The 23,988-nt window shown below is 72.4% G+C and carries 26 protein-coding genes and 1 riboswitch; of the genes, 10 read left to right on the plus strand and 16 right to left on the minus strand.

All coding sequences use genetic code 11. The annotated features are described in order from the left end of the window. Positions 1-37: 37 nt before the first annotated feature. The 5 genes from metF to IGS69_RS08600 all read right to left on the minus strand — a co-directional run bounded on the left by metF (position 38) and on the right by IGS69_RS08600 (position 4,040). Positions 38-961 carry a methylenetetrahydrofolate reductase [NAD(P)H] gene (metF, locus tag IGS69_RS08580; protein WP_190898114.1) on the minus strand — a complete coding sequence of 308 codons (924 nt, stop codon included), beginning with the start codon at positions 959-961 and terminating at the stop codon, positions 38-40. Positions 962-1,059: 98 nt separating this feature from the next. Beyond that, complete coding sequence (thiE, locus tag IGS69_RS08585) at positions 1,060-1,719, minus strand: thiamine phosphate synthase (protein WP_190898115.1); 660 nt, start codon at positions 1,717-1,719, stop codon at positions 1,060-1,062. Between the two features lie 220 nt (positions 1,720-1,939). After that, on the minus strand, positions 1,940-2,305 hold the full coding sequence (locus tag IGS69_RS08590) for an Rv2175c family DNA-binding protein (RefSeq protein ID WP_030848153.1): 366 nt from the start codon (positions 2,303-2,305) through the stop codon (positions 1,940-1,942). Positions 2,306-2,415: 110 nt separating this feature from the next. After that, positions 2,416-3,657, minus strand: coding sequence for an NAD(P)/FAD-dependent oxidoreductase (locus tag IGS69_RS08595; RefSeq protein ID WP_190898117.1), 1,242 nt, complete (start codon positions 3,655-3,657; stop codon positions 2,416-2,418). A 32-nt stretch (positions 3,658-3,689) separates the two neighbouring features. After that, positions 3,690-4,040 carry a hypothetical protein gene (locus IGS69_RS08600; RefSeq protein WP_190898118.1) on the minus strand — a complete coding sequence of 117 codons (351 nt, stop codon included), beginning with the start codon at positions 4,038-4,040 and terminating at the stop codon, positions 3,690-3,692. A gap of 52 nt (positions 4,041-4,092) precedes the next feature. Continuing rightward, positions 4,093-4,204, plus strand: a riboswitch (TPP riboswitch). Between IGS69_RS08600 and thiO the strand changes: the two genes are divergently transcribed. From thiO to IGS69_RS08625, 5 genes are all read left to right on the plus strand, one after another. Further along, positions 4,202-5,386, plus strand: a complete 1,185-nt coding sequence (thiO, locus tag IGS69_RS08605; protein WP_190898119.1) for a glycine oxidase ThiO — start codon at positions 4,202-4,204, stop codon at positions 5,384-5,386. It overlaps the preceding riboswitch by 3 nt. Further along, positions 5,383-5,583, plus strand: a complete 201-nt coding sequence (thiS, locus tag IGS69_RS08610; RefSeq protein ID WP_189589673.1) for a sulfur carrier protein ThiS — start codon at positions 5,383-5,385, stop codon at positions 5,581-5,583. The genes thiO and thiS overlap by 4 nt, the downstream gene beginning before the upstream one ends. Before the next feature lie 2 nt (positions 5,584-5,585). After that, positions 5,586-6,383, plus strand: a complete 798-nt coding sequence (locus tag IGS69_RS08615) for a thiazole synthase (protein WP_190898120.1) — start codon at positions 5,586-5,588, stop codon at positions 6,381-6,383. Between the two features lie 93 nt (positions 6,384-6,476). Next, a complete protein-coding gene (pknB, locus tag IGS69_RS08620; protein WP_190898122.1) occupies positions 6,477-8,411 on the plus strand; it encodes a Stk1 family PASTA domain-containing Ser/Thr kinase in 1,935 nt (644 codons plus the stop codon). Positions 8,412-8,469: 58 nt separating this feature from the next. After that, positions 8,470-9,348 (plus strand): deoxyribonuclease IV, encoded by an 879-nt coding sequence (locus tag IGS69_RS08625; protein WP_190898123.1) that lies wholly within the window; start codon positions 8,470-8,472, stop codon positions 9,346-9,348. Positions 9,349-9,352: 4 nt separating this feature from the next. On the opposite strand, the gene IGS69_RS08630 is transcribed toward IGS69_RS08625, so the two are convergent. Next, on the minus strand, positions 9,353-10,003 hold the full coding sequence (locus IGS69_RS08630) for a sulfite oxidase-like oxidoreductase (RefSeq protein WP_030848127.1): 651 nt from the start codon (positions 10,001-10,003) through the stop codon (positions 9,353-9,355). A gap of 175 nt (positions 10,004-10,178) precedes the next feature. Here IGS69_RS08630 and bfr point away from each other — a divergent pair, with 175 nt between their 5' ends. Further along, positions 10,179-10,655: a bacterioferritin gene (gene bfr / locus IGS69_RS08635; RefSeq protein WP_062702861.1), complete on the plus strand. Its 477-nt coding sequence runs from the start codon at positions 10,179-10,181 to the stop codon at positions 10,653-10,655. 6 nt (positions 10,656-10,661) lie between these two features. Here bfr and IGS69_RS08640 read toward each other — a convergent pair whose 3' ends face one another. Further along, complete coding sequence (locus IGS69_RS08640) at positions 10,662-10,886, minus strand: (2Fe-2S)-binding protein (protein ID WP_185010252.1); 225 nt, start codon at positions 10,884-10,886, stop codon at positions 10,662-10,664. Positions 10,887-11,041: 155 nt separating this feature from the next. Next, complete coding sequence (locus IGS69_RS08645; RefSeq protein ID WP_190898124.1) at positions 11,042-12,394, minus strand: class II 3-deoxy-7-phosphoheptulonate synthase; 1,353 nt, start codon at positions 12,392-12,394, stop codon at positions 11,042-11,044. Positions 12,395-12,490: 96 nt separating this feature from the next. Here IGS69_RS08645 and IGS69_RS35180 point away from each other — a divergent pair, with 96 nt between their 5' ends. Then, complete coding sequence (locus IGS69_RS35180; protein WP_078625594.1) at positions 12,491-12,547, plus strand: trp operon leader peptide; 57 nt, start codon at positions 12,491-12,493, stop codon at positions 12,545-12,547. Between the two features lie 96 nt (positions 12,548-12,643). Next, on the plus strand, positions 12,644-14,500 hold the full coding sequence (locus IGS69_RS08655; protein WP_269783154.1) for an anthranilate synthase family protein: 1,857 nt from the start codon (positions 12,644-12,646) through the stop codon (positions 14,498-14,500). Between the two features lie 40 nt (positions 14,501-14,540). Here the strand turns inward: IGS69_RS08655 and IGS69_RS08660 are convergent, their stop codons facing one another. The 4 genes from IGS69_RS08660 to IGS69_RS08675 are packed head-to-tail and all read right to left on the minus strand — an operon-like array spanning position 14,541 to position 18,373. Next, the gene (locus IGS69_RS08660) at positions 14,541-15,569 is read right to left on the minus strand and encodes a 6-phosphofructokinase (RefSeq protein ID WP_190898126.1); all 1,029 of its coding nucleotides are present in this window, start codon (positions 15,567-15,569) and stop codon (positions 14,541-14,543) included. A 53-nt stretch (positions 15,570-15,622) separates the two neighbouring features. Further along, positions 15,623-16,312, minus strand: coding sequence for a response regulator (locus tag IGS69_RS08665; protein WP_190898128.1), 690 nt, complete (start codon positions 16,310-16,312; stop codon positions 15,623-15,625). Next, positions 16,309-17,535: a MacS family sensor histidine kinase gene (gene macS, locus IGS69_RS08670; protein ID WP_190898129.1), complete on the minus strand. Its 1,227-nt coding sequence runs from the start codon at positions 17,533-17,535 to the stop codon at positions 16,309-16,311. Before macS ends, IGS69_RS08665 begins: the two co-directional genes overlap by 4 nt. Positions 17,536-17,563: 28 nt before the next feature. Further along, a complete protein-coding gene (locus tag IGS69_RS08675) occupies positions 17,564-18,373 on the minus strand; it encodes a lysophospholipid acyltransferase family protein (protein ID WP_190904420.1) in 810 nt (269 codons plus the stop codon). Positions 18,374-18,575: 202 nt separating this feature from the next. On the opposite strand from IGS69_RS08675, the gene IGS69_RS08680 reads away from it, so the two are divergent. Together IGS69_RS08680 and IGS69_RS08685 are read left to right on the plus strand one after the other, a co-directional pair. Further along, on the plus strand, positions 18,576-19,373 hold the full coding sequence (locus IGS69_RS08680) for an alpha/beta hydrolase (protein WP_190898130.1): 798 nt from the start codon (positions 18,576-18,578) through the stop codon (positions 19,371-19,373). Further along, positions 19,366-19,995, plus strand: a complete 630-nt coding sequence (locus IGS69_RS08685; RefSeq protein ID WP_190898131.1) for a hypothetical protein — start codon at positions 19,366-19,368, stop codon at positions 19,993-19,995. The genes IGS69_RS08680 and IGS69_RS08685 overlap by 8 nt, the downstream gene beginning before the upstream one ends. Positions 19,996-20,001: 6 nt before the next feature. On the opposite strand, the gene IGS69_RS08690 is transcribed toward IGS69_RS08685, so the two are convergent. From IGS69_RS08690 to IGS69_RS08705, 4 genes are all read right to left on the minus strand, one after another. Next, positions 20,002-20,760 carry an endonuclease/exonuclease/phosphatase family protein gene (locus IGS69_RS08690; protein WP_190898132.1) on the minus strand — a complete coding sequence of 253 codons (759 nt, stop codon included), beginning with the start codon at positions 20,758-20,760 and terminating at the stop codon, positions 20,002-20,004. A 324-nt stretch (positions 20,761-21,084) separates the two neighbouring features. Next, entirely contained in the window at positions 21,085-22,038 is a 954-nt protein-coding gene (locus tag IGS69_RS08695) for an ROK family glucokinase (RefSeq protein ID WP_190898133.1), read from the minus strand. A 130-nt stretch (positions 22,039-22,168) separates the two neighbouring features. After that, positions 22,169-22,669: a DUF5304 domain-containing protein gene (locus IGS69_RS08700; RefSeq protein ID WP_190898134.1), complete on the minus strand. Its 501-nt coding sequence runs from the start codon at positions 22,667-22,669 to the stop codon at positions 22,169-22,171. A gap of 102 nt (positions 22,670-22,771) precedes the next feature. Then, positions 22,772-23,941 carry an ArsA family ATPase gene (locus IGS69_RS08705; protein ID WP_190898135.1) on the minus strand — a complete coding sequence of 390 codons (1,170 nt, stop codon included), beginning with the start codon at positions 23,939-23,941 and terminating at the stop codon, positions 22,772-22,774. Between the last annotated feature and the right edge of the window lie 47 nt (positions 23,942-23,988).

Below are 23,988 nucleotides of genomic sequence, written 5' to 3' on the forward strand. Positions count from 1 at the left end.
GCCGTTACGCAGTGTGTCGTATACCGGTGCGAACGGTCTAGGCCTGCGATGAGTGGTGCAGGCCCAGGTTCTCGTAGATCTCGAGTGTCGCGGTGGAGTTGTTGAGCGTGATGAAGTGCAAGCCGGGCACGCCCTCGGCGAGCAGCCGCGCACAGAACTCCGTGGCGAATTCGATCCCAATGGAGCGTACAGCGGCCGGATCGTGTTGCGCTGTGAGGATCCGCTCTTTCAGGGCGGGCGGGAACGCGGCGTTGGTGAGCGACCCGATCCGCTCCAGCGTCTTCACGCTCGCGATCGGCATGACCTCGGGGATGATCGGGGTGTCACAGCCGGCGGCCGAGACCCGGTCGCGCAGCCGGAGGTAGTCCTCCGGCTGGAAGAACATCTGCGTGATGGCGTAGTCCGCGCCCGCCCGGCACTTGTCGACGAAGTGGCGGACGTCGGTGTCCCAGTCGGCGGAGCGCGGGTGCATCGCCGGGAAGGCGGCGACGCCCACGCAGAAGTCGCCGGAGGCCTTGATCAGCTCGACGAGTTCGGCGGCGTAGGCCAGGCCCCGGGGGTGCGGCACCCAGTCGCCCATCGGGTCGCCGGGCGGGTCGCCGCGCAGGGCGAGCATGTTGCGGATCCCGGCGTCGGCGTACTGGCCGATGATGTTGCGCAGGTCGGCCACCGAGTGGTCGACCGCGGTGAGGTGGGCGATCGGGGTGAGGGTGGTGTCGGAGGCGATCGCCTCGGTCGCCTTGACCGTGCCCGCGCGGGTGGAACCGCCCGCGCCGTAGGTGACGGAGACGAAGTCGGGCGCCACGGCCTCGACCCGGCGCAGCGCGTTCCACAGGTTCCGCTCGCCCTTCGGGGTCTTGGGAGCGTAGAACTCGAACGAGTACGTCGTCTTGCCGGCCGCGAGCATGTCGCGGACGGTGCGAGCGTGGTCCGACCTGATGGATGCGGTGCCGAGGGCCATACCGGCAGGTTAGCCAGGGGTGGTCGGTCCCCCAACCGGGGGCCGACATTTGCCCGGATTGTCCGCTTGTTGTCCATCCCTTGGACACACCGTCGTCACTACGCCCCCCGGAGCCGCTTGGCGAACTCGGCCGCCGCGGCCCCCGGGTCGTCGGCCTCGGTGATCGCCCGTACGACGACCACGCGCCGGGCGCCCGCTTCCAGGACCTGGTCGAGGTTGGACAGGTCGATGCCGCCGATGGCGAACCAGGGGCGGTCGGTGCCGAGGCCGGCGGTGAAGCGGACCAGGTCCAGGCCGGGGGCGTGCCGGCCGGGCTTGGTGGGGGTCGGCCAGCACGGGCCGGTGCAGAAGTAGTCCACGCCCGGCTGGACGGCGGCCGCGGCGGCCTCGGACTCGGCGTGGGTGGAACGGCCGATCAGGACGTCGTCGCCGAGGATCGCGCGGGCCGCGGGGACCGGGAGGTCGCCCTGGCCGAGGTGCAGGACGTCGGCGCCGGCGGCGTGGGCGACGTCCGCCCGGTCGTTGACCGCGAGCAGCTTGCCGTGCCGGGCACAGGCGTCGGCGAAGACGGCCAGGTGCTCCAGCTCCTCACCGGCCTCCATGCCCTTGTCCCGCAGCTGCACGATGTCGACGCCGCCGGACAGCGCGGCGTCGAGGAAGTCCCCGAGGTCGCCCTGCCGCTTGCGCGCGTCGGTGCAGAGGTAGACCCGGGCGTCGGCGAGCTGGGCCCGTGCGGTGGCGGCTGCGGTGCCGGTCATGCGTGTCCCCCCAGGGTGTTCGGTGGCGTGCGGATGCGGACGCGGGAGCATCCCTGCGCTGCCGCGAACGCCTCGGGCACCTTACGCCTGCCCCGGGCGGGAACCGGGCGCGAGTCAACCCCGGGCCGCGGCCCGCTGGGCCACGGCCCCCACATCGGGCGGTCGTTCGGGTCCGGCCCCGCTCACACGGCTCCGGACGATTGTCCCGTCGCGGCCGGGGTCAGACGGCGAGCGCCTGGGCGCGGCGCTTCACCTCCGTGCCGCGATTCTCGCTGAGCGCCTGCGCGGGGGTGCCGGGCAGGCTGTCGTCCGGGGTGAAGAGCCACTCCAGCATCTCCTCGTCCGTGAAGCCGTCGTCCCGCAGGAGCGTCAGGGTCCCGGACAGGCCCTTGACGACCTTGTCCCCGTCGATGAAGGCGGCGGGGACGTGCAGCGCGCGGTTCTCACCACGGCGTACGGCGATGAGCTGGCCGTCCTTGACCAGCTGCCGCACACGCGTCACCTCGACGCCGAACTGTTCGGCGATGTCGGGGAGGGTGAGCCAGGCGGGGACGAGAGCATCGATCTTTGCGTCAATCTCGGTCACGGGATCCAGCCTGCCATGTACCACTGACAGTCGGAAGTCGGCTCGGTCCGGCCGGGCGGCCGTGCCCCTCCCCGTCGGCACCGCCCGGCGGCCCGCGACGGCCCGGGCGCCTACGCCGTGGCCGCCTTCAGGGGTCTGGCCGGATCCCTCAGCAGCACCGGGTTCATCGGGATGCCCGACTCGATCAGGCGGCGGCCCTGCGCCAGATCCCGGGGCCGGCCGACCGCGAGCAGCGCGACCAGCCGCTCCCCGCGCAGCCAGCACACCGTCCAGGCCGGTCCGGCGGGGTCGCCCCGCCACAGGGTCGTGTCCGCGTCCGCGTGGTGCCCGGCGTACTGGACGAACCGCCCGAACTGCTCGGACCAGAAGTACGGCACCGGGTCGTACACCGCCGGCACCTCCCCGGCGGCCCGGCCGACGATGTTCCGGGCCACCGTGCGCGGCCCCTGGAGGGCGTTGTCCCAGTGGTGGACCAGCAGCCGCTCGCCGTAGCGCCCGGAGGGGAAGGAGGCGCAGTCGCCGACCGCGTACACGTCCGCGGCGGTGGTGCGCAGGTGCTCGTCGGCCACGATCTCGTGGTGGGCGCCCAGCCGGACCCCGGAGCCGGCCAGCCAGGCCGTGGCGGGGCGGGCGCCGATGCCGACGACGACCGCGTCCGCGGGCAGCCGCGAGCCGTCGTCGAGGAGAACGGCGCCGGGCTCGACGTGCACCACGCGCGCGTGTGTGCGCAGGACCGCGCCCGCGTCGGCGTACCAGCCGGCCATCGGGGCGGCGACCTCGGCGGGCAGTGCTCCGGCGAGGGGCCGTGCGGCGGCCTCGACGACGGTCACCGCGCAGCCCGCCTCGCGTGCGGCCGTGGCGAACTCCGCGCCGATCCAGCCCGCGCCGACGACCACGATGTCGTGCCGGCGGGCCAGCACCGGCCGCAGCCGCTCGGCGTCGTCCAGGGTGCGCAGCAGATGCACGCCGGGCACGCCCTCCGCGCCCGGCAGCCGGACCGGTTCGGCTCCGGTCGCCACGACCAGGACGTCGTAGGGCACGGGCCCGTCCTCGGTGTCGAGCTCGTGGGCGGCGGGGCGCAGGCCCAGTACCTCGCAGCCGAGCCGCAGTTCGATGCCGAGGGCCTCGAAGTCGACGTCGAAGGCCGAGCCCTCGGACTTGCCGAGCAGGACGGCCTTGGACAACGGGGGCCGGTCGTAGGGCTGGTGGGGCTCGGCGCCGATCAGGACCACGTCCCCGGCGAAGCCCTGCTCGCGCAGAGCGACGGCGGTCTGCACCCCGGCCATGCCCGCGCCCGCCACGACGACGCGCCGCGGCGCGGACGAACCTGGTTGCTGCGTCTGCTCGCTCACCTGATCACCATAGACACCTGACGAATTGTCAGTCAGTGCTCATGCGCCGTGACCTGCTCCACAACGCTCGTGCCCGCGCCCCGCTGGGACTCCCACTCCCAGGTCTCCTCCAGCCGCACCCGCCCGTCGGGCAGCTCCACGACCGTCGAGACGCAGTGCCCCGAGGACGTGGTCCCGTCCCGCTTGAGCTGGACGTACCGGAAGTCCAGCCGGTCACCCTCCCGGGTACCCACGAGATGCCCGCGTACGACGTCACCGCCCGTGTACTCGGCCCAGATCTCGCCCTGCCGCTCGTGGTACGTGAACCGGGTGCGGGTGCCCACCTGACCGGGTGCCTGGTCGGCGACCGGGGCGAGGACGAGACCGTCGAGGGATCGGGCCATGGACGGAGGCTCCCTTACTGCGGGATACGGCATCGGGCTAGGGTGGCCAACGTAAAGCACTCGCGGGAGCCCGGACGCACCGGGCTGAGAGGGAGGCTGGCGGCCTCCGACCGTACGAACCTGATCCGGGTCATGCCGGCGAAGGGAGGGGCTGGACGCCCATGTCGCCTACATCCACATCCACGGCCGCGTCGTCAGACGTCCTGGTCATCGGGGGCGGGATCATCGGCCTGGTCACGGCCTGGCGGTCCGCGCAACGCGGGCTCACCACCGCCGTCGTGGACCCCGAGCCCGGCGGCGGAGCCGCACAGGTGGCGGCCGGCATGCTGGCCGCCGTCACGGAACTGCACTACGGCGAGCAGACCCTGCTCGGCCTGAACCTCGCCTCGGCCCGCCGCTACCCGGACTTCGCCGCCGAGCTCACCGAGCTGACCGGCCAGGACCTCGGCTACCGCCGCTGCGGCACGCTCGCCGTGGCGCTGGACGCCGACGACCGGGCCCACCTGCGCGAACTGCACGCCCTGCAGCAGCAGTCGGGCCTGGAGTCGCAGTGGCTGTCGGGGCGCGAGTGCCGGCGCCTGGAGCCGATGCTCGCGCCGGGCGTGCGCGGCGGGCTGCGGGTCGACGGCGATCACCAGATCGACCCGCGGCGGCTGGCCGGGGCGCTGGTCGCCGCGTGCGAGCGGGCGGGCGTGCTCTTCCACCGGACGTGGGCGGAGCGGCTGACCGTCGTCCGGGACCGGGCCGCGGGTGTCGTCCTGGCCGACGGGACCGAGGCCGCCGCCGGGCGGGTGGTGCTCGCCGGGGGCAGCCTCAGCGGGCGGCTCGCGGGCGTCCCGCGGGACGTGCTCCCTCCCGTGCGGCCGGTGAAGGGGCAGGTCCTGCGGCTGACCATGCCAAGGGGGCACGGGCCGTTCCTGAGCCGGACCGTGCGCGCGGTGGTGCGCGGCAGCCACGTCTACCTGGTGCCGCGCGCGAGCGGCGAGCTCGTAGTCGGGGCGACCAGCGAGGAGCTGGGCTGGGACACCACCGTGACCGCGGGCGGCGTGTACGAGCTGCTGCGGGACGCGCACGAGCTGGTCCCGGGCATCACCGAGCTGCCGCTCACCGAGACCCGGGCCGGGCTGCGGCCCGGCTCCCCCGACAACGCGCCGCTGCTGGGCCCGACCGGTCTGGAGGGGCTGCTGCTGGCCACCGGCCACTACCGCAACGGCGTCCTGCTGACGCCCGTGACCGGCGACACCATGGCGCACGTCCTGGCGACCGGCGAACTCCCCGAGGAGGCGCGCCCCTTCACGCCGAAGCGCTTCTCTCCCGCCACCGCACTCTCGGAGCGGCCCGCATGAACATCTCCGTCAACGGGGAGCCCCGGGACGTCCGGCCCGGCACGGCTCTCGACACCGTCGTGAGGTCGCTCACCGCCTCGCCCTCGGGCGTGGCCGCCGCCCTCAACGAAACCGTCGTCCCGCGCACGCAGTGGCCCGCCACGCCCCTGGCCGAGGGAGACCGCGTGGAAGTCCTCACCGCCGTCCAAGGAGGCTGACCATGGCCGACGATCCGTTCGTCCTCGGTGGTACGACGCTCAGCTCCCGTCTGATCATGGGCACGGGCGGGGCGCCCAGCCTGGACGTGCTGGAGCGCTCGCTCGTCGCCTCGGGGACGGATCTGACGACCGTCGCGATGCGCCGGGTGAACGCCTCGGTGCACGGCTCGGTGCTGTCCGTCCTGGACAAGCTGGGCATCCGGGTGCTGCCCAACACGGCGGGCTGTTTCACCGCCGGCGAGGCCGTCCTCACGGCCCGTCTGGCGCGCGAGGCCCTCGGCACCGACCTGGTCAAGCTGGAGGTCATCGCCGACGAGCGCACGCTGCTGCCGGATCCGATCGAGACACTGGAGGCGGCCGAGACCCTGGTCGACGACGGGTTCACGGTGCTGCCGTACACCAACGACGACCCGGTGCTGGCCCGGAAGCTGGAGGATGTGGGCTGCGCGGCGATCATGCCGCTGGGTTCGCCGATCGGCTCCGGTCTGGGGATCCGCAACCCGCACAACTTCCAGCTGATCGTGGAGCACGCGCGCGTGCCGGTGATCCTGGACGCCGGTGCCGGTACGGCCTCGGACGCGGCGCTGGCGATGGAGCTGGGGTGCGCGGGTGTGATGCTCGCCTCGGCGGTGACGCGGGCGCAGGAGCCGGTCCTGATGGCCGACGCGATGCGCCATGCCGTGGAGGCGGGGCGGCTGGCCTATCGGGCCGGGCGTATTCCCCGGCGGCACTTCGCGGAGGCGTCGTCGCCGCCGGAGGGAATGGCCGCCCTGGACCCGGAGCGGCCCGCTTTCCGGTAGGGGCCTGTTCCACACGTCACAGGTCGGCTGCAGTCCCGCCCCGAATTCGGGCAGGGCCGCGGGCTGTCGGTCGTGGCTCGTACACTCGCCTGCGTGGACACGACCCTTCAGGACCCCTTGGTCGGGCAGGTGCTCGACGGCCGGTATCGCATCGATTCGCGGATCGCGGTCGGCGGGATGGCCACGGTCTACCGGGCCGTGGACACCCGGCTCGACCGGGTCCTCGCGCTCAAGGTGATGCACCCCGCGCTCGCGGTCGACGCCTCGTTCGTCGAGCGGTTCATCCGCGAGGCGAAGTCCGTGGCCCGGCTGGCCCACCCGAACGTGGTGCAGGTCTTCGACCAGGGCACCGACGGCTCGTACGTGTACCTGGCGATGGAGTACGTCGCGGGCTGCACCCTGCGGGACGTGCTGCGCGAGCGCGGGGCCCTGCAGCCGCGCGCCGCCCTGGACATCCTGGAGCCGGTGCTGGCCGCGCTGGGCGCAGCGCACCGCGCCGGGTTCGTGCACCGCGACATGAAGCCCGAGAACGTCCTCATAGGGGACGACGGCCGGGTGAAGGTCGCCGACTTCGGGCTCGTCCGGGCCGTGGACACGGTGACTAACACCACCGGCACCGTCCTCGGCACGGTCTCCTACCTCGCCCCGGAGCAGATAGAGAACGGCACCGCCGATCCCCGCGTCGACGTGTACGCCTGCGGCGTGATGCTGTACGAGATGCTGACCGGCGACAAGCCGCACGACGGGGACTCCCCCGCCGTGATCCTCTACAAGCACCTGCACGAGGACGTGCCCCCGCCCTCCGCCGCCGTGCCCGGCATGGCGTACGAGCTGGACGAGATGGTGGCCTCGGCGACGGCCCGCACCCCGGCCGTCCGCCCCCACGACGCGGTGGCGCTGCTCGCACAGGTCCGTGACGGACGCGGCCGGCTGAGCGACGACCAGCTGGACGCGGTGCCGCCGCAGGCGCTCGCCGAGGACCACGACAACGGCGACGACCGGACGACCGTGATCCCGCGCGCCCTGACCACACCGCGCCCGCTGCCGGTCGACGAGGACGAGACCTCCGGGGCCGCCCTCAACCGCACCAGCCGCTTCGCGTCCCCGCCACCGCCCCCGCCGGCCCGGCGCCGCCCGGGCTCCCGGCGCGGCCCGGCGGCGATCGTCGTCGCCGTCCTGCTCGTGCTCGGCCTCGGCACCGGCATCTGGTACATCAACTCCGGCCAGTTCACCGAGGTCCCCCCGCTGCTGGCGAAGACCCAGGAGCAGGCCGAGGACCGGCTGCGGGACTCCGGTCTCGAGCTCGGCAAGGTGAAGCACGCCTACAGCGACACCGTCGAGCGCGGCCAGATCATCAGCAGCGACCCCAAGGCCGGGGCGCGCATCCGCGGCAACGACGCGGTGGGTATCACCGTCTCCGACGGCCCCGAGACCGTGCGGGTGCCCGCCCTGGCCGGCCAGAAGCTGGACACAGCGCGCGGCCTGCTGAAGGAGGACGGGCTGGAGCCGGGGATGGTCACCCGGGAGTTCAGCGAGGACGTGCCGCGCGGCTCGGTGATCACCGCGCGCCCGGCGGACGGCACGAAGGTGCGCGCGGGCACGGGTGTCGCCCTGGTCGTCAGCAAGGGCGCCCCCGTCGACATCCCCGACGTCACCGGCTCGGACGAGGCGGACGCGAGGTCCGAGCTGACGGAGGCCGGCCTCAAGGTGAGGATCGCCACCGAGCGGGTGACCTCCTCCGAGTACGACAAGGGCCAGGTCGTCCGCCAGTCGCCGGCGTCCGGCGGCCCCGCGGCCGAGGGCGACACCGTGACCCTGACGCTGTCCAAGGGCCCCGAGATGATCGAGGTCCCGGACGTGGTCGGCGACAGCGTCGACGACGCCAGGCAGGCGCTGGAGGGCGCCGGGTTCGAGGTCGACGAGGACCGCGGGCTGTTCGGCATCTTCGGCGACGAGGTGAAGAGCCAGTCCGTCGAGGGCGGCCGGACCGCGCCCAAGGGTTCGACGATCACCATCAAGATCAGGTGACGACGGCGGGCGGGAGCCCGTGGACGGAGCAGGGCCGGACGCATGGCACCCTGAACGGGTGAACAATCAGCTGTCCGGCGCCTCCCGCAACCCGGTGGGCGGCCATGTCCCCGTGGCCGGTGGGCTCCATTCCGTAGGCCTGTCGTACGCCCGTGACCTGCAGGCGGAGGCCGTCCAGGTCTTCGTCGCCAACCCGCGCGGCTGGGCCACGCCGACCGGGAACCCCCAGCAGGACGAGGCGTTCCGAGCGGCCTGCGCGGCCGAGTCGGTCCCGGCCTATGTGCACGCCCCGTACCTGATCAACTTCGGCTCGCACACCGAGGCGACCGTTCAGCGGTCGGTGGAGTCGCTGCGGCACTCGCTGCGGCGCGGGCGGGAGATCGGCGCGCTGGGCGTGGTCGTGCACACCGGCAGCGCGACCGGCGGCCGGGAGCGGTCGGTGGCGCTGAAGCAGGTGCGGGAACACCTGCTGCCGCTGCTGGACGAGCTGACCCACGACGACGACCCGTTCCTGCTGCTGGAGTCGACCGCGGGCCAGGGCGCCTCACTGTGCTCGCGGACGTGGGACTTCGGCCCGTACTTCGAGGCGCTGGACGCCCACCCGATGCTCGGCGTGTGCCTGGACACCTGCCACATCTTCGCGGCCGGGCACGACCTGACCGGCCCCGCCGGCATGCACCGGACGCTGGACCTGCTGGTGGACACGGTCGGCGAGGGCCGGCTGAAGCTGATCCACGCCAACGACTCCAAGGACGTGGTGGGCGCCCACAAGGACCGGCACGAGAACATCGGCGTCGGCCACATCGGCGAGGACCCGTTCCGGGCCCTGATGACGCACCCCGCGACCGAGGGCGTGCCGCTGATCATCGAGACGCCGGGCGGCAAGCAAGGGCACGCGGCCGACGTGGAGCGGCTCAAGAAGCTGCGCGACGGCTGAGCCGTCAGAGGTCGGGCCCGTCCCCGGGCAGCTCCTGGTACGAGTAGCGCTGCTCCTGCCAGGGGTCGCCGATGTTGTGGTAGCCCCGTTCCTCCCAGAACCCGCGCCGGTCGGCGGTCATGTACTCCACACCGCGCACCCACTTGGGGCCCTTCCAGGCGTAGAGGTGGGGAACGATCAGGCGCAGCGGGAAGCCGTGCTCGGCGGTGAGCAGCTCGCCGTCCTTGTGCGTGGCGAAGAGGACCTGCTCGCCGGCGAAGTCGGACAGCCGGAGGTTGGAGCTGAATCCGTACTCGGCCCACACCATCACATGGGTGACGTCGTCCGCGGGCGGGGCGAGGTCGAGGAGCGTGCGCGCGGGGATGCCGCCCCACTCGGCGCCCAGCATGCTGAACTTCGTGACGCAGTGCAGATCGGCCACGACGGTGGTGTGCGGCAGGGCCGTGAACTCCTCGTGGGTCCAGCAGTGCTTGCCGCCGTCGGCGGTGGCGCCGAAGACCCGGAACTCCCAGCGCTCGGGCCGGAACTTGGGGACGGGGCCGTAGTGCGTGACCGGCCAGCCGCGTTGCAGCCGCTGTCCCGGGGGCAGGTCCGGCTGCGTCGCTCCTGCTGGATCGCGCCCTTCTCCCGATTCGTGTTCCAGCGGCTGACCCATGACTCCATCCTGACAGACCCCGGGTGATGCCCCTGACCCGGGCCACTCCAAAACGGGGCAAACTCGACTAAGCATGCCCTTACTTACTAAGTGCAGACTTACTGGACGATCTTCGTCACCAGTGGAATCATGCGGCGCAACCTGCCAGTTCCCCCGCGCGGAAGGAGCCTCTGCGATGCAGGGCGACCCCGAGGTCCTCGAATTCCTCAACGAGCAGTTGACCGGCGAGCTGACGGCGATCAACCAGTACTGGCTGCACTACCGGATCCAGGACAACAAAGGCTGGACCAAGCTCGCCAAGTACACGCGTGAAGAGTCCATCGATGAGATGAAGCACGCGGACAAGATCACCGAGCGCATCCTCATGCTGGACGGCCTGCCGAACTACCAGCGGCTTTTCCACGTACGGGTCGGCCAGACGGTCACCGAGATGTTCCAGGCCGACCGGCAGGTCGAGGTCGAGGCGATCGACCGGCTCAAGCGCGGCATCGAGGTGATGCGCACCAAGGGCGACATCACGTCCGCGAACCTCTTCGAGTCGATCCTGGAGGACGAGGAGCACCACATCGACTATCTGGACACGCAGCTGGAGCTGATCGACAAGCTCGGCGAGGCGCTGTACATCGCGCAGCAGATCGAGCAGCCGAGCTAGCCGGGGTCAGGCGGCGTCTTCGAGGTCCGAGAGCACCGGCCGGCCCTGATCGGCCAGGTCACGGCGAGGGCAGGCTCCGCGGCCCAGGATCGCCTGGATGCGGCGCACACAGGACCCGCAGTCCGTGCCCGCCTTGCAGGCGGAGGCTATCTGGCGGGGGGTGCAGGCGCCGCCGTCCGCGTGCTGCTTGACCTGCTGCTCGGTGATCCCGAAGCAACTGCAGACGTACACGCGGTTCACCTCCCGACGGGTCGTTCCGGATGCCGTCCCCGTTGATCGGTGAGGCAAACCTAACCTTACCCGTCGGGTCCGGAGCGCAAAAGTGGTCAGGGGCGCGGATCGTGTGATCCGCGCCCCAGTCCATGCTCCGGTAACAGGCGGACCCGTTACTGGTCCCTGTACATCTCGGCCACGAGGAACGCCAGGTCGAGCGACTGGCTGCGGTTGAGCCGCGGGTCGCAGGCCGTCTCGTAGCGCTGGTGCAGGTCGTCGACGAAGATCTCGTCGCCGCCGCCCACGCACTCGGTTACGTCGTCGCCGGTGAGCTCCACGTGGATGCCGCCCGGGTGGGTGCCGAGGGCCTTGTGGACCTCGAAGAAGCCCTTGACCTCGTCGAGCACGTCGTCGAAGCGGCGGGTCTTGTGCCCGGAGGCCGCCTCGTAGGTGTTGCCGTGCATCGGGTCGGTGATCCAGGCGACGGTGGCACCGGAGGCGGTGACCTTCTCGACCAGCTCCGGGAGCTTGTCGCGGACCTTGTCGGCGCCCATGCGGACGATGAAGGTCAGCCGGCCCGGCTCACGGTCCGGGTCGAGACGGTCGATGTACTGGAGCGCGTCCTCGGCCGTCGTCGTCGGACCCAGCTTGATCCCGACCGGGTTGCGGATCTTCGAGGCGAACTCGATGTGCGCGTGGTCCAGCTGCCGGGTGCGCTCACCGATCCACACCATGTGCCCGGAGACGTCGTACAGCTGCCCGGTGCGCGAGTCGACCCTGGTCAGCGCGGACTCGTAGTCGAGCAGCAGCGCCTCGTGCGAGGCGTAGAACTCGACGGTCTTGAACTCCTCCGGGTCGGCCCCGCAGGCGTGCATGAAGTTCAGCGCCTGGTCGATCTCGCGGGCGAGCTGCTCGTAGCGCTGGCCGGACGGGGACGACTTCACGAAGTCCTGGTTCCAGGCGTGCACCTGGCGCAGGTCCGCGTAACCGCCGGTGGTGAAGGCGCGCACCAGGTTCAGCGTGGAGGCGGACGCGTGGTACATCCGCTTCAGCCGCTCGGGGTCCGGGACGCGCGCGGCCTCGGTGAAGTCGAAGCCGTTGACGGAGTCGCCGCGGTACGTCGGCAGCGTCACGCCGTCGCGCGTCTCGGTCGGCTTGGAGCGCGGCTTGGAGTACTGGCCGGCGATCCGGCCGACCTTCACGACCGGCACGGACGCGGCGTACGTGAGCACGGCGCCCATCTGGAGCAGCGTCTTCAGCTTGTTGCGGATGTGGTCGGCGGACACCGCGTCGAAGGCCTCGGCGCAGTCGCCGCCCTGGAGCAGGAACGCCTCTCCCTTGGCGACGGACGCCAACCGGGCGCGCAGCTGGTCGCACTCGCCCGCGAAGACGAGCGGCGGATACGACTCCAGCTCCGCAACGACTGCGCGCAGAGCCTCGGTGTCGGGGTACTCGGGCTGCTGCGCCGCGGGCAGGTTTCGCCAGGTGTTGCCAGCACTCGCGCTGGTCTTAGCGTTCACGGTCACGGCCTCAACATTACGGGGTCGTGTCGGGCGTCCTGACCCATGCCCAGCAATTGAGACACGCCGTACGCCCTACGGACATGAGGTAGGGTGCGTCGCATGTTCGCGCATTCGACCCAGACCTGGTGGTGGACCGCTCATCCGGCGGCCCGCTGACTGCGCGTACTCAAGACTTCGCGAAGGCCGCCCGAGGGGCGGCCTTCGGCGTTCTCCGGGGTCCGTTCCTCTCTCACCGAGATGGAGTACGGACCCATGAACCTGCTCGGCTTGCTGGACGACCCCCGTCCGTTCGCCCTGCTGCGCCGCCGCACCCCGGGCCACGACCAGGAGCTGGTCGAAGTCCTGGTCGGCCCGGTCGCCGCGCACGACCGGCTCGCCGACCTGCCCGACCGGAGCCTCGCCCTGGTGCCCTTCCGGCAGATCCGTGAGCGCGGCTTCGACGTCCGCGACGACGGCACGCCCCTGCTGGCCCTCACGCCCGAGGAGTCGTACGGCGTCGCGCTGGCCGAGGCCCTGGAGCAGCTCCCGGCGCACGACGTACGCGTCGAGGACGGCGGTTTCGACGTCGACGACGAGGAGTACGGCGAGATCGTCGGACGCGTGCTGCGCGACGAGATCGGGCGGGGCGAGGGCGCGAACTTCGTCATCCGGCGGACCTACGAGGGCGAGATCCCCGGGTTCGGGCGGGCCGACGCGCTGGCGCTGTTCCGGCGGCTGCTGGAGGGCGAGCGGGGTGCGTACTGGACGTTCGTCGTGCACACCGGGGACCGCACGCTGGTCGGGGCCAGCCCCGAGGTGCATGTGCGGATGTCCGGCGGCACGGTCGTCATGAACCCGATCAGCGGCACCTACCGCTACCCCGCCGAGGGGCCCACGCCCGAGCACCTGCTCGGCTTCCTCGCCGACGGCAAGGAGATCGAGGAGCTGTCGATGGTCGTCGACGAGGAGCTCAAGATGATGTGCACCGTCGGCGACATGGGCGGGGTCGTGATCGGCCCCCGGCTGAAGGAGATGGCGCACCTCGCGCACACCGAGTACGAGCTGCGCGGGAAGTCCTCGCTGGACGCGCGGGAGGTGCTGAGGGAGACCATGTTCGCGGCGACCGTCACCGGCTCGCCGGTGCAGAACGCCTGCCGGGTGATCGAGCGGCACGAGAGCGGCGGGCGCGGGTACTACGCCGGGGCGCTGGCACTGATCGGCCGGGATCCTGGCGGGTCCCAGACCCTCGACTCCCCGATCCTGATCCGCACCGCCGACATCGACGCGGGCGGGCACCTGCGGGTGCCGGTCGGCGCGACCCTCGTGCGTGGCTCGGACCCGGCGGGCGAGGTGGCCGAGACGCACGCCAAGGCGGCGGGGGTGCTGGCGGCGCTGGGCGTACGGCCGGGAAGGCCGCGCGAGGAGTCGGTGCGGCCCCGGCTGGCCGACGACCCCCGGGTGCGTGCCGCGCTCGACGGACGCCGGGCGTCGCTCGCGCCCTTCTGGCTGCGGATGCAGGAGCGGTCCGAGAGGCTCACCGGACACGCCCTGGTCGTCGACGCCGAGGACACCTTCACGGCGATGCTCGCGCATGTGCTGCGGTCGGGCGGCCTCGAGGTGTCCGTCCGGGGTTATGACGAGGACGGGCTCCGGGAGGCGGTGCTCGCGCACGAGGGGCCCGTCGTGCTGGGCCCGGGGCCCGGGGACCCGGCCGATCTCACCGATCCGAAGATGCGGTTGCTGCGCTCGCTGACCGCCGAGGTGATCCGCGGCGAGCATCACGGCGTGCTCGGCGTCTGCCTCGGGCACGAGCTGATCGCGGCCGAGCTGGGGCTGGACATCGTACGCAAGGACGTGCCGTACCAGGGGGCGCAGACGGAGATCGATCTGTTCGGGCGGCGGGAGACCGTCGGCTTCTACAACAGCTTCGTGGCGCGTTGCGACGACGAGGAGGCGCAGGAGCTGGCCGCGCACGGGATCGAGGTCAGCAGGGCCGCGAGCGGGGAGGTGCATGCCGTGCGAGGGCCGGGGTTCGCCGGTGTGCAGTTCCACCCGGAGTCGGTCCTGACGCTGAACGGCGCGGCTGTGGTGCGGGAGTTGATGGGCCGGTTGCGCAACACGACCGTGTAGTGGTCCGGGGGCCGCCGCCCCCGGACATCCGCTCTCCCGGTCAGCCGAAGAACACCCCGACCTCCTCGTACAGCGCCGGGTCCACCGTCTTCAGGCGGGCCGTGGCGTCCGCGATGGGGACGCGGACGATGTCCGTGCCGCGCAGCGCGACCATCCGGCCGAAGTCGCGGTCGCGGACACAGTCGATGGCGTGCAGCCCGAAGCGGGTGGCGAGCCAGCGGTCGAAGGCGCTGGGGGTGCCGCCGCGCTGGACGTGCCCGAGGACCGTCGTGCGGGCCTCCTTGCCCGTGCGCTTCTCGATCTCCTTGGCGAGCCACTCCCCCACCCCGGACAGCCGGACATGCCCGAAGGAGTCCAGCGACTGGTCCTTGAGCACCATGTCGCCGTCCCTGGGCACGGCCCCCTCGGCGACGACGACGATCGGCGCGTACGACGCCCGGAAGCGGGAGGTCACCCAGGTGCACACCTGCTCGACGCCGAAGGGCTGCTCGGGGATGAGGATGACGTTGGCGCCCCCGGCCAGGCCCGAGTGGAGGGCGATCCAGCCGGCGTGCCGGCCCATCACCTCGACGACCAGCACCCGCATGTGGGACTCGGCGGTGGTGTGCAGCCGGTCGATGGCCTCGGTCGCGATGCCGACGGCGGTGTCGAAGCCGAAGGTGTAGTCGGTGGCGGACAAGTCGTTGTCGATCGTCTTGGGTACGCCCACGCAGGGCACGCCGTGCTCGTCGGACAGCCGGGCGGCCACGCCCAGGGTGTCCTCGCCGCCGATGGCGATGAGCGCCTCGACCTCGAGACCGGCGAGGGTCTCCTTGATCCTGCGGATGCCGTTCTCCACTTTCAGCGGGTTGGTCCGCGAGGAGCCGAGAATGGTGCCGCCGCGGGGCAGGATGCCGCGCACGGCGGGGATGTCGAGCCGGACGGTGTCGCCTTCCAGGGGTCCTCGCCAGCCGTCCCGGAAGCCGGTGAAGTCATAGCCGTACTCCTGCACGCCCTTGCGGACGATGGCCCGGATGACGGCGTTGAGGCCGGGGCAGTCGCCGCCTCCGGTCAGTACTCCGACGCGCATGGAACAGTCCCTTCGCCGCAGGTGCCTGACGAAGGGTCAGTGTGACGTGCGCCTCACTCGTCGTCGAGGCCGCGCTCTATCGCGTACCTGACGAGTTCGACGCGGTTGTGCAGCTGGAGCTTGCCGAGGGTGTTCTGGACGTGGTTCTGCACCGTGCGGTGGGAGATGACCAGCCGCTCGGCGATCTGCTTGTAGCTCAGGCCCTTGGCGACCAGGCGCAGCACCTCGGTCTCGCGGTCGGTGAGCCGGGGCGCCTTGGGTTCGTCGGCGTCGGGCGCGGGGCCCGGCTCGGAGGCCAGCCGGCGGTACTCCCCGAGGACCAGTCCGGCGAGGCCCGGCGTGAAGACCGGGTCGCCGACGGCCGTGCGGCGGACCGCGTCCTGGAGTTCCCCGGTGGAGGCAGACTTCAGCAGATAGCCGGTCGCGCCGGACTTCACGGCCTCCAGGACGTCGGCGTGCTCGCCGCTCGCGGACAGCACCAGGACGCGCAGGGCGGGGTTCGCGGCGACGACCTCCTTGCAGACCTGGACGCCGGGCTTGGCGGGCAGGTTCAGATCGAGCACGAGGACGTCGGGTGCGGCGGCCTTGGCGCGGCGTACGGCCTGGTCGCCGTCGCCGGCGGTGGCGACGACCTCGAAGCCCGACTCGGCGAGGTCGCGGGCGACGGCGTCGCGCCACATGGGGTGGTCGTCGACGACCATGACCTTGATCGGGTCCTGCCGGTCTCCGCCGGTCTCCGTCATCGCTGCTCCGCCTTCCCCCGTGGGTCCGTCACGTCCTTCGGTACCTTCAGCTCGACCTCCGTGCCCTGGCCGGGCACCGAGATCAGTTCCGCGCTGCCGCCCAGGTCGCGCAGCCGGCCGCGGATCGACAGGGCGACGCCGAGCCGTCCCTCGCCCTCGGCCTGCACGAGCCGCCCCTCGGGGATGCCGGGTCCGTCGTCCCGGACGGTGACGATCACCTCGTCCGGCTCGTCCTCGACCAGGATCCATGCGCGCGCGTCCGCACCGGCGTGCCGGCGGACGTTGTCCAGGGCCGCTCCGACGGCGGCGGCCACCTCCCGGGCGGCGGCCGGTGCCAGCGGCACGGGCGCGCCGGGCTCGGCGAGGCTGACCAGGGCACCCGCGTACGGCGCGAGCAGGGCGCGCAGGTCGACGGGGCCGCCCGGCTCCGGCTCCTCCTCGACGGCCCGGACGAGGGCGCCCTCGGCGGCGTCCTCCGAGACCCGTGAGACGGGGACGAGCCCGCCGGAGACGAGGGTGCGCAGCGCGACTTCCTGCTCACCGGCCATCCGGCCCAGCTCGGCCGCCTCTCCCCCGATCACGGCCCCGCGGCGCTGCACCATCGCCAGCACCTGGAGCACGCTGTCGTGGATGTCCCGGGCCAGGCGCTCCCGCTCGCGTGTGGCGGCCTCGATCTCCAGGGCGCGGGCGAGGGTGCGCTCGGAGGCGCGGGCGACCTCGACGACGTAGCCGATGGCGACGGAGGCGATGCAGACCAGGATGACGTTGTGGACGGTGTCCCGGGCGGGGCTGCCGCGCTCGACCAGGTTGGCGACGGCCACCAGGGAGGAGGCCAGGGCCGCCCAGCGCCAGCCGCCCTTGATGGCGAAGGCCAGGACGGAACCGGCGGTCCATATCGACGGCAGGGTCGGGCCGCCCGCCTGCACCCGCTCGTGCGCGTCGGCGACGGTCGTGAGCAGGATGCCGGTGACGGCGATGGTGAGGTCGGCGGCGAGGAACGGCTTGGTGCAGCGGGCGGCGTTCGCGACCCGGGGCAGGGTGGCCAGGGTCCATCCGCACAGCACGGCGAAGTAGCCGACGGCGACCCAGGGGCGGGCGAACTCGTCGTAGGCGGTGGCGAACAGGCCGACCGCGTACAGCATCGTGAGCACCCGGTAGGCGGTGAGCGCACGCCACAGCGGCTGCTCGACCGACATCCTCATGACACGCTCGCGCTTGGCCATCTCCCCCTGCCCCCCGGCGAAGCCCCCGCTAGGGCTCGGACCGCCGCTGCTCCGTCCGCTGTTCCTTCTCGCCCTGCGCCTTCTGGGCCTTTTCCTTCTCGGCCTGTTCCTTCTCCGCCCGCGCGAGAGCGGCCCTGGCCGCCTTCTCGGCTTCCTTCTCCGCCTTCGCCGCTTCCGAGAGCTGCCGCTTCATGGCCGTCGCGTACATGTCGACGTACTCCTGGCCGGAGAGCTTCATGATCTCGTACATGACCTCGTCGGTCACCGCGCGCAGCACGAACCGGTCGTGCTCCATGCCCTGGTAGCGGCTGAAGTCCAGGGGCTTGCCGATGCGGATGCCGGGGCGCATGAGCTTCGGCATGACCTTCCCGGGCGGCTGGATCTTCTCCGTGTCGATCATGGCGACGGGGAGGACGGGCGCGCCGGTCGCGAGCGCCACGCGCGCGAGGCCTCCCGGCTTGCCCCGGTAGAGCCGCCCGTCGGGCGAACGCGTGCCCTCCGGGTAGATCCCGAACAGCTCACCGCGCTCCAGCACCTCTATGCCGCTCTTGATGGCGGCCTCACCCGCGCCGCGCGCACCGGAGCGGTCCACGGGGAGCTGCCCGACCCCCTTGAAGAAGGCGGCCGTCATCCGGCCCTTCACGCCGGGCGTGGTGAAGTACTCGGCCTTCGCGATGAAGGTGACCTTGCGGTCCAGGACCGCGGGCAGGAAGAAGGAGTCGGAGAACGACAGGTGATTGCTCGCCAGGATCGCAGCGCCCTCGGCGGGTACGTTCTCCAGGCCCTCCACCCAGGGTCTGAAGGCGAGCTTCAGCGGACCCCCGATGGTGACCTTCATCGCGCCGTACAACAACCGAGTGCCTCCTGTATGTCTCGATGAGACCTTAACCCGGAGCGCTTGCAAAGGCGCCGACGGCCCTGGTCGGTGTCAGTGCGGTCGCGTACGGTGAAGGTCCCGCGAACGACGTGCGACCCCTTCCATGACGTTCCGTGACATTCCGTGATCGTGTCAGTCCCTTCTCACGACCAGGAGGCCGAAGGTGCCGGTCCTTGCCGGAGCCGAGCCGTTTCACCACGAGGGCGGAGAGGTCGCCGTCCTCCTCTGCCACGGCTTCACCGGTTCACCGCAGTCGCTGCGCCCCTGGGCGGAGCACCTCGCCGAGCACGGCATGACCGTCTCCCTGCCGCTGCTGCCCGGGCACGGCACGCGCTGGGAGGACCTGCGGATCACGGGCTGGCAGGACTGGTACGCGGAGGTCGACCGTGAGCTGCGCCTGCTGTGCGAGCGCCGCGAGACGGTCTTCGTCGCCGGCCTGTCCATGGGCGGCGCGCTGGCCCTGCGGCTGGCCGCGAAGCACGGCGACGCCGTCCGCGGTGTCATGGTCGTCAACCCCGCGAACAAGGTGCACGGCCTGGCCGCCCACGCCCTCCCGGTGGTGCGCCACCTCGTCCCCGCGACGAAGGGCATCGCCAGCGACATCGCCAAACCGGACAGCAGGGAGCTCGGCTACGACCGGGTGCCCCTGCACGCGGCGCATTCGCTGCGCCGGTTCTTCCAGGCCACCGACCGCGAGCTGCCGCAGGTCACCCAGCCGGTGCTGCTGATGCGCAGCCCGCAGGACCATGTGGTGCCGCCCGTCGACTCCGCCCGGATCCTCGGCCGCATCTCGTCGACGGACGTGAAGGAGGTCATCCTGGAACAGAGCTACCACGTCGCCACGTTGGACCATGACGCGGACCGGATCCACGAGGAGAGCCTCGCGTTCATCGGCCGCATCGTGTCCGGCCTCGGCGAGGAGCCCGGGCTCGGCAAGGAAGGGACGACCGCAGGTGGCTGAGCACGACTCCGACCGCGAGGGCCGGGAGCCGGACGAGAAGGGCGTCCCCTTCGACGAGGAGGCCGCCTGGGCGGCGATCGTCGCCGGGTACGGCGAGGAGCCGCCGGACCCGCCGGGTGCCAAGCCGTTCAAGTCGGTCGAGGACCTGGCCCTGCCCGCGACCGGGCCCAACGACGCCGGGATCGACGGCGACCGGGGCGACACGGCCGTGAAGTCCGGGGACGCCGTCAAGCCCGCCGAGCCGCAGGAGGCCGAGGGCCCCGGGGACGGGCCCGTGAAGCCCCTGGGCGGGTCGGTGTCCTTCGCGCCCGGCGTCGGCCCGCGTGACTACACCACGCCCGAGCCCTCCGAGGACGACTTCGACGAGGACGACGAGGGCCACTTCGTGCCCCCGGAGCCGCCCCCGCTGCCCACCGCCGACCCCACCTCGAAGTTCGCCTGGCTCGGCGTGCTCGGCGGTCCGGTGCTGCTCCTGCTGGCCGTGCTGCTCGGCTGGGACATGACCTGGTGGCTGACCACGCTGGGGATCGGCGGGTTCCTCGGCGGGTTCGCGACGCTGGTGATGCGGATGCGGACGGATGACGAGGAGGACGACGACCCCGGGCGGGGTGCGGTCGTCTGAGGGCCGTCAGGACGCTCCCTGGGAAGCCGGCACCCTGAGGGCGGCCAGGACCGGGAGGTGGTCCGTGGCCGCCCTCAGGTCCGCGTCGGACACCCCCGGGTGCCCGGTCGGCACACCGCAGCCCAGCACCTCGATGCCGGCGGTCGCGAAGATCGCGTCGATGCGCTGGTACGGGTCGGCGGAGGTCCAGGTGTGCTCGCCGCCCCAGGGGGCCGCGGCCCAGCCGTCGGTCAGCCGGCCGGCCAGCCGGCGGAAGGCCGGGCCCTCGGGGCGTTCGTTGAGGTCGCCGCCGGCGATCGCGTGCTCCACGCCCAGGCCGGCGAGCCGGTCCAGGAGCATGCCGGACTGCTCGTAGCGCTCGTCCTTCTGAAGGGACAGGTGGCAGCTGAGCACGCCGAGGCGGGCGCCGGCGAACCGGACGACCGCGGTGGCGAAGCCGCGGCGGTGCAGGCCGGGGGTGGCGGGCAGGAGGATGTCCTCCGTGTGTTCGACGCTCGCGCGGAGCGAACTGAGGATGGCCGGGCCCGTGGTGGTGGCGCCGCCGGTGACGATCACGAGGTCGGAGGCGAGGGCCAGGCGGGCGAGCTTCTTGCGCCAGCGGAAGAAGCGGGGGGCCTCCTGGACGAGGACGAGATCGGGCTCGCATGCCTTGATGACGCGGGCCAGGGCGTCGGTGTCGTCGCGCATGGAGCGGATGTTGTAGCCGAGGACCCTGATGACTGCGGAACCGTCGGGTTCTGTACGCGAGTTGGGGAGCAGCGACATGTGGTCAATTTACGCCCAAAGGGGCGGGGCGCGGGGATGGTGCGCGGGTGCCGGGTCGCATGTGGCTGATCGCGCAGTTCCCCGCGCCCCTTGTGCCCGACAGCTCGGGGCGCGAGGTACGTGCGCGAGTGCCGGTTGTTCGTGGCTTGTCGCGCCCACGCGGCGGAGCCGCACATGGATACAGCCCCGCGCCCCTTGTGCCCGACAGTTCGGGGCGCGAGGTACGTGCGCGAGTGCCGGTTGTTCGTGGCTTGTCGCGCCCACGCGGCGGAGCCGCACATGGATACAGCCCCGCGCCCCTTCGGGCGCTCGCCCTGACGGCGTCTACATGATCGGGTCGGGTTCCCTCGCCAGGTCCGCCGCGCCCACCAGGCCCGCCTTGTTGCCCAGTTCCGCCGCGCGGACCTCGGCCACCGGGCGCCAGTTGCCGCCGACCAGCCAGCGCTTGTAGGACTTGCGGATCGGGCCGAGGACCAGTTCGCCCTCGTCGGAGAGGCCGCCGCCGACGATGAAGGCGGAGGGGTCGAAGAGGGAGGCCAGGTCGGCGAGGCCCGCGCCGACCCAGCGGGCCAGTTCGCGGTAGGAGTCGACGGCCACCCGGTCGCCCTGGCGGGCGGCCATGGAGATGTGCTTGCCCTCGATGCCGTCGGGCGCGCCGTTGCCGAGGCTGAGCAGGATCTCGGCGTTCTCGGGGGTGGCGTTGGCGCGCTGCTTGGCGTACCTCACCAGCGCCCGGCCCGACGCGTACTGCTCCCAGCAGCCCTGTGAACCGCAGCCGCACAGCAGGCCGTCCGGCACCATGCGGATGTGGCCGAACTCGGCGGCCACGCCGAAGTGCCCGCGGCGCAGCTTGTTGCCGATGATGATGCCGCCGCCGAGGCCGGTGCCCAGCGTGATGCAGATGACGTTGCGGTGGCCCTTGCCCGCGCCGAACTTGTACTCGCCCCACGCCGCGGCGTTCGCGTCGTTCTCCACGACCACTGGGAGACCCACGCGAGCCTCGACCTTTTCCTTGAGCGGCTCGTTGCGCCAGTGGATGTTGGGCGCGAAGTAGACCTCGGAGCGCTGCCGGTTCACGTAGCCGGCGGCACCGATGCCCACGCCGACGATCTCGTGACCGACGCGTGCGCCGTCCACCGCCGAGGCGATGGCGTCCACGATGCCCTCAGCCGTGCCCGGGGTCGGCACCTTGTGGGTCGAGAGGATGTTGCCTTCCTCATCGACCACGCCGGCCGCGATCTTCGTGCCGCCGATGTCGACGCCGATGGTGAGTCCCATGAATCCCTCAGTTTCGGTCGAGCCCCGCTACGGCCACGGTACCCGAGCCCTGCCCTCGGATTCGCTGTCGTCCGCACGCTGGGCACCCCGGCGGCCCCGCCGGGACCGCCGCTCGGCCGGGGCCGGGGACTCAGTCCAGGTCGATGCGCTCCCCGGGGCCGGCGTCGTCGCCGCCGTCCCGGCGCCCGCCCTGGTCACGGGGATCTCCCTGGTCGTCGCGGCCGGTCCAGCGCCGCTCCTGGGCCTGCACGGCGGAGCGGTAGGCCGCGAGCAGCTCGTTGCCGGCCGCCGCCAGGTGGTCGAAGACGTCCGGATTGCGTTCGATGACCGGTTCGACGGCGTCCTTGGCCTGCTGGACGACCTGCCGTACGACCTGCTGGGCGGCGGGCCCCGCGACCGCGCCGAGCAGCGGGGACTGCACGCCGGACAGCTTCTCCGCGACCGCGTCGACGAGCTTTCTCAGTTCCTCGGCGGCGGAGCCCGGGGGCGGGCCGTGCTGGGCGCGGCGGCGGGCCTTCTCCGCCTGGAGGTCCTCGGCGCACGCGGTCGCCCAGGCGTCGGCGTCGCTCGCCCGTACCTCGTCCGCGGCCTCTTCGCGGGCGGCGTCGGACGGGGGGAGCTCTTCGCTCATGACGGACTCCTGACTACGGTTCGTCCCTACGACGTTACCCGAACGGGCGTACCGGGTTCACGGGCCGGACCGGCCGTGTTCGCCCGGTTCCGCCCCGCTGCCTCACCGGCCCTGCGGCCACAGTGTCGGGTCGGGCGCGAAGCGGATCCGCAGCTCCCCGTCGCGCAGGGCGGCTCCGTCGACGGTGCAGCGGCGCAGCGCGGAGGGCAGCGGGACGACCCGGCGGAACCGCCCCGCCGTGACGACGAGTTCGTCGCCGCGCCGGACGAGGTCCAGTTCCTCGCGTATGGCGCCGGGCAGCGGGATCTCCCAGACGAGCACGCCGTCCTCGCCGAGCCGGTCGGTCACCGGCCAGTCGGCGGCGGGGGCCGGCCGGCCGACGCCGGGCACGGCGAGGGCGGTGAGGTCGTCGGCGCCGCGCGGGTCGTGTCCGAGGTGGGCGACGCTGCGCACGTCGTACGACTCCCGCCACTCCTCCAGCGTCTTGCGCTGCTGGGCGACCGCGCCGGCCAGCCAGGTGTCCGGGGACGCCTCGGGCAGGACGCGGTTGGCGACCACGACGTCGGTGGCGAGACCGCGCAGGGCGAGGCCCAGGCCTGTGGTGCGCAGCGCGTCGGCACCGGCCGGGCCGGGCTCGGCGACCAGCCGTACGACGGTGCCGCGGTCGGCGACGACCGCCTCGACGGCGGCCAGTTCCAGATCCCAGCGGGCCGCCGTCTCGTAGAGCCACTCGGCGGGCATGGGGACGCCGGCGAGGCGGCCGAGGACGGGGCGCAGGGCGCGGGCGGCCTGGCGTTCGGGCGGGAGGAGGCGGCGCAGGTAGCGGCGGAGTTCCTCGGGCAGGGCGAGGAGGGCGAGGGCCTGCGGGGCCGGGGGGAGGTCGACGACGAGGGTGTCGTACTGCTCGGACAGCGCGGCGTCCCTCAGGGCGCGCAGCAGGGCGAGTTCCTCGGCGCCGGGCAGGGGGGTGAGTTCCTCGGGGTCGAGACGGGAGGCGCCGAGCAGGTCCAGGGCGGAGGAGGCGCGGTCCTGGAGGGCGGCGAGGTCCCGGCGGAAGTCCTGCGCGGCGTCGGGGCGCCAGGCGGTGAGGTGCGGGGTGGCCTGGACCGGGGCCGGGCCGGTCGTGACTCCCAGGGCGGCACCGAGGCTGTCCGTGCGGTCGGTGCCGAGGACGAGGGTGCGGTCGCCCTCGGCCGCCGCTGCCAGGGCGGTCGCGGCCGCGAGGGTGGTACGACCGCTGCCGCCGGGGCCGGTGATCAGGATGGTGCGCATGGGGCTGAACGGTACCGGGAGTCGCCGGAGCACCCGGCGCTGCTGCC

The sequence above is a fragment of the Streptomyces tuirus genome, assembly GCF_014701095.1.
Lineage (GTDB): Bacteria > Actinomycetota > Actinomycetes > Streptomycetales > Streptomycetaceae > Streptomyces > Streptomyces tuirus.

Excerpts from the sequence above, each read along its gene's own strand:
- metF (WP_190898114.1), bottom strand. The coding sequence starts at position 961 with ATGGCCCTCGGCACCGCATCCATCAGGTCGGACCACGCTCGCACCGTC.
- thiE (WP_190898115.1), bottom strand. The coding sequence starts at position 1,719 with ATGACCGGCACCGCAGCCGCCACCGCACGGGCCCAGCTCGCCGACGCC.
- IGS69_RS08600 (WP_190898118.1), bottom strand. The coding sequence starts at position 4,040 with ATGGCCCGATCCCTCGACGGTCTCGTCCTCGCCCCGGTCGCCGACCAG.
- thiO (WP_190898119.1), top strand. The coding sequence starts at position 4,202 with ATGTCGCCTACATCCACATCCACGGCCGCGTCGTCAGACGTCCTGGTC.
- thiS (WP_189589673.1), top strand. The coding sequence starts at position 5,383 with ATGAACATCTCCGTCAACGGGGAGCCCCGGGACGTCCGGCCCGGCACG.
- IGS69_RS08615 (WP_190898120.1), top strand. The coding sequence starts at position 5,586 with ATGGCCGACGATCCGTTCGTCCTCGGTGGTACGACGCTCAGCTCCCGT.
- IGS69_RS08630 (WP_030848127.1), bottom strand. The coding sequence starts at position 10,003 with ATGGGTCAGCCGCTGGAACACGAATCGGGAGAAGGGCGCGATCCAGCA.
- bfr (WP_062702861.1), top strand. The coding sequence starts at position 10,179 with ATGCAGGGCGACCCCGAGGTCCTCGAATTCCTCAACGAGCAGTTGACC.
- IGS69_RS08655 (WP_269783154.1), top strand. The coding sequence starts at position 12,644 with ATGAACCTGCTCGGCTTGCTGGACGACCCCCGTCCGTTCGCCCTGCTG.
- IGS69_RS08660 (WP_190898126.1), bottom strand. The coding sequence starts at position 15,569 with ATGCGCGTCGGAGTACTGACCGGAGGCGGCGACTGCCCCGGCCTCAAC.
- IGS69_RS08665 (WP_190898128.1), bottom strand. The coding sequence starts at position 16,312 with ATGACGGAGACCGGCGGAGACCGGCAGGACCCGATCAAGGTCATGGTC.
- macS (WP_190898129.1), bottom strand. The coding sequence starts at position 17,535 with ATGGCCAAGCGCGAGCGTGTCATGAGGATGTCGGTCGAGCAGCCGCTG.
- IGS69_RS08675 (WP_190904420.1), bottom strand. The coding sequence starts at position 18,373 with ATGAAGGTCACCATCGGGGGTCCGCTGAAGCTCGCCTTCAGACCCTGG.
- IGS69_RS08690 (WP_190898132.1), bottom strand. The coding sequence starts at position 20,760 with ATGTCGCTGCTCCCCAACTCGCGTACAGAACCCGACGGTTCCGCAGTC.
- IGS69_RS08695 (WP_190898133.1), bottom strand. The coding sequence starts at position 22,038 with ATGGGACTCACCATCGGCGTCGACATCGGCGGCACGAAGATCGCGGCC.
- IGS69_RS08700 (WP_190898134.1), bottom strand. The coding sequence starts at position 22,669 with ATGAGCGAAGAGCTCCCCCCGTCCGACGCCGCCCGCGAAGAGGCCGCG.
- IGS69_RS08705 (WP_190898135.1), bottom strand. The coding sequence starts at position 23,941 with ATGCGCACCATCCTGATCACCGGCCCCGGCGGCAGCGGTCGTACCACC.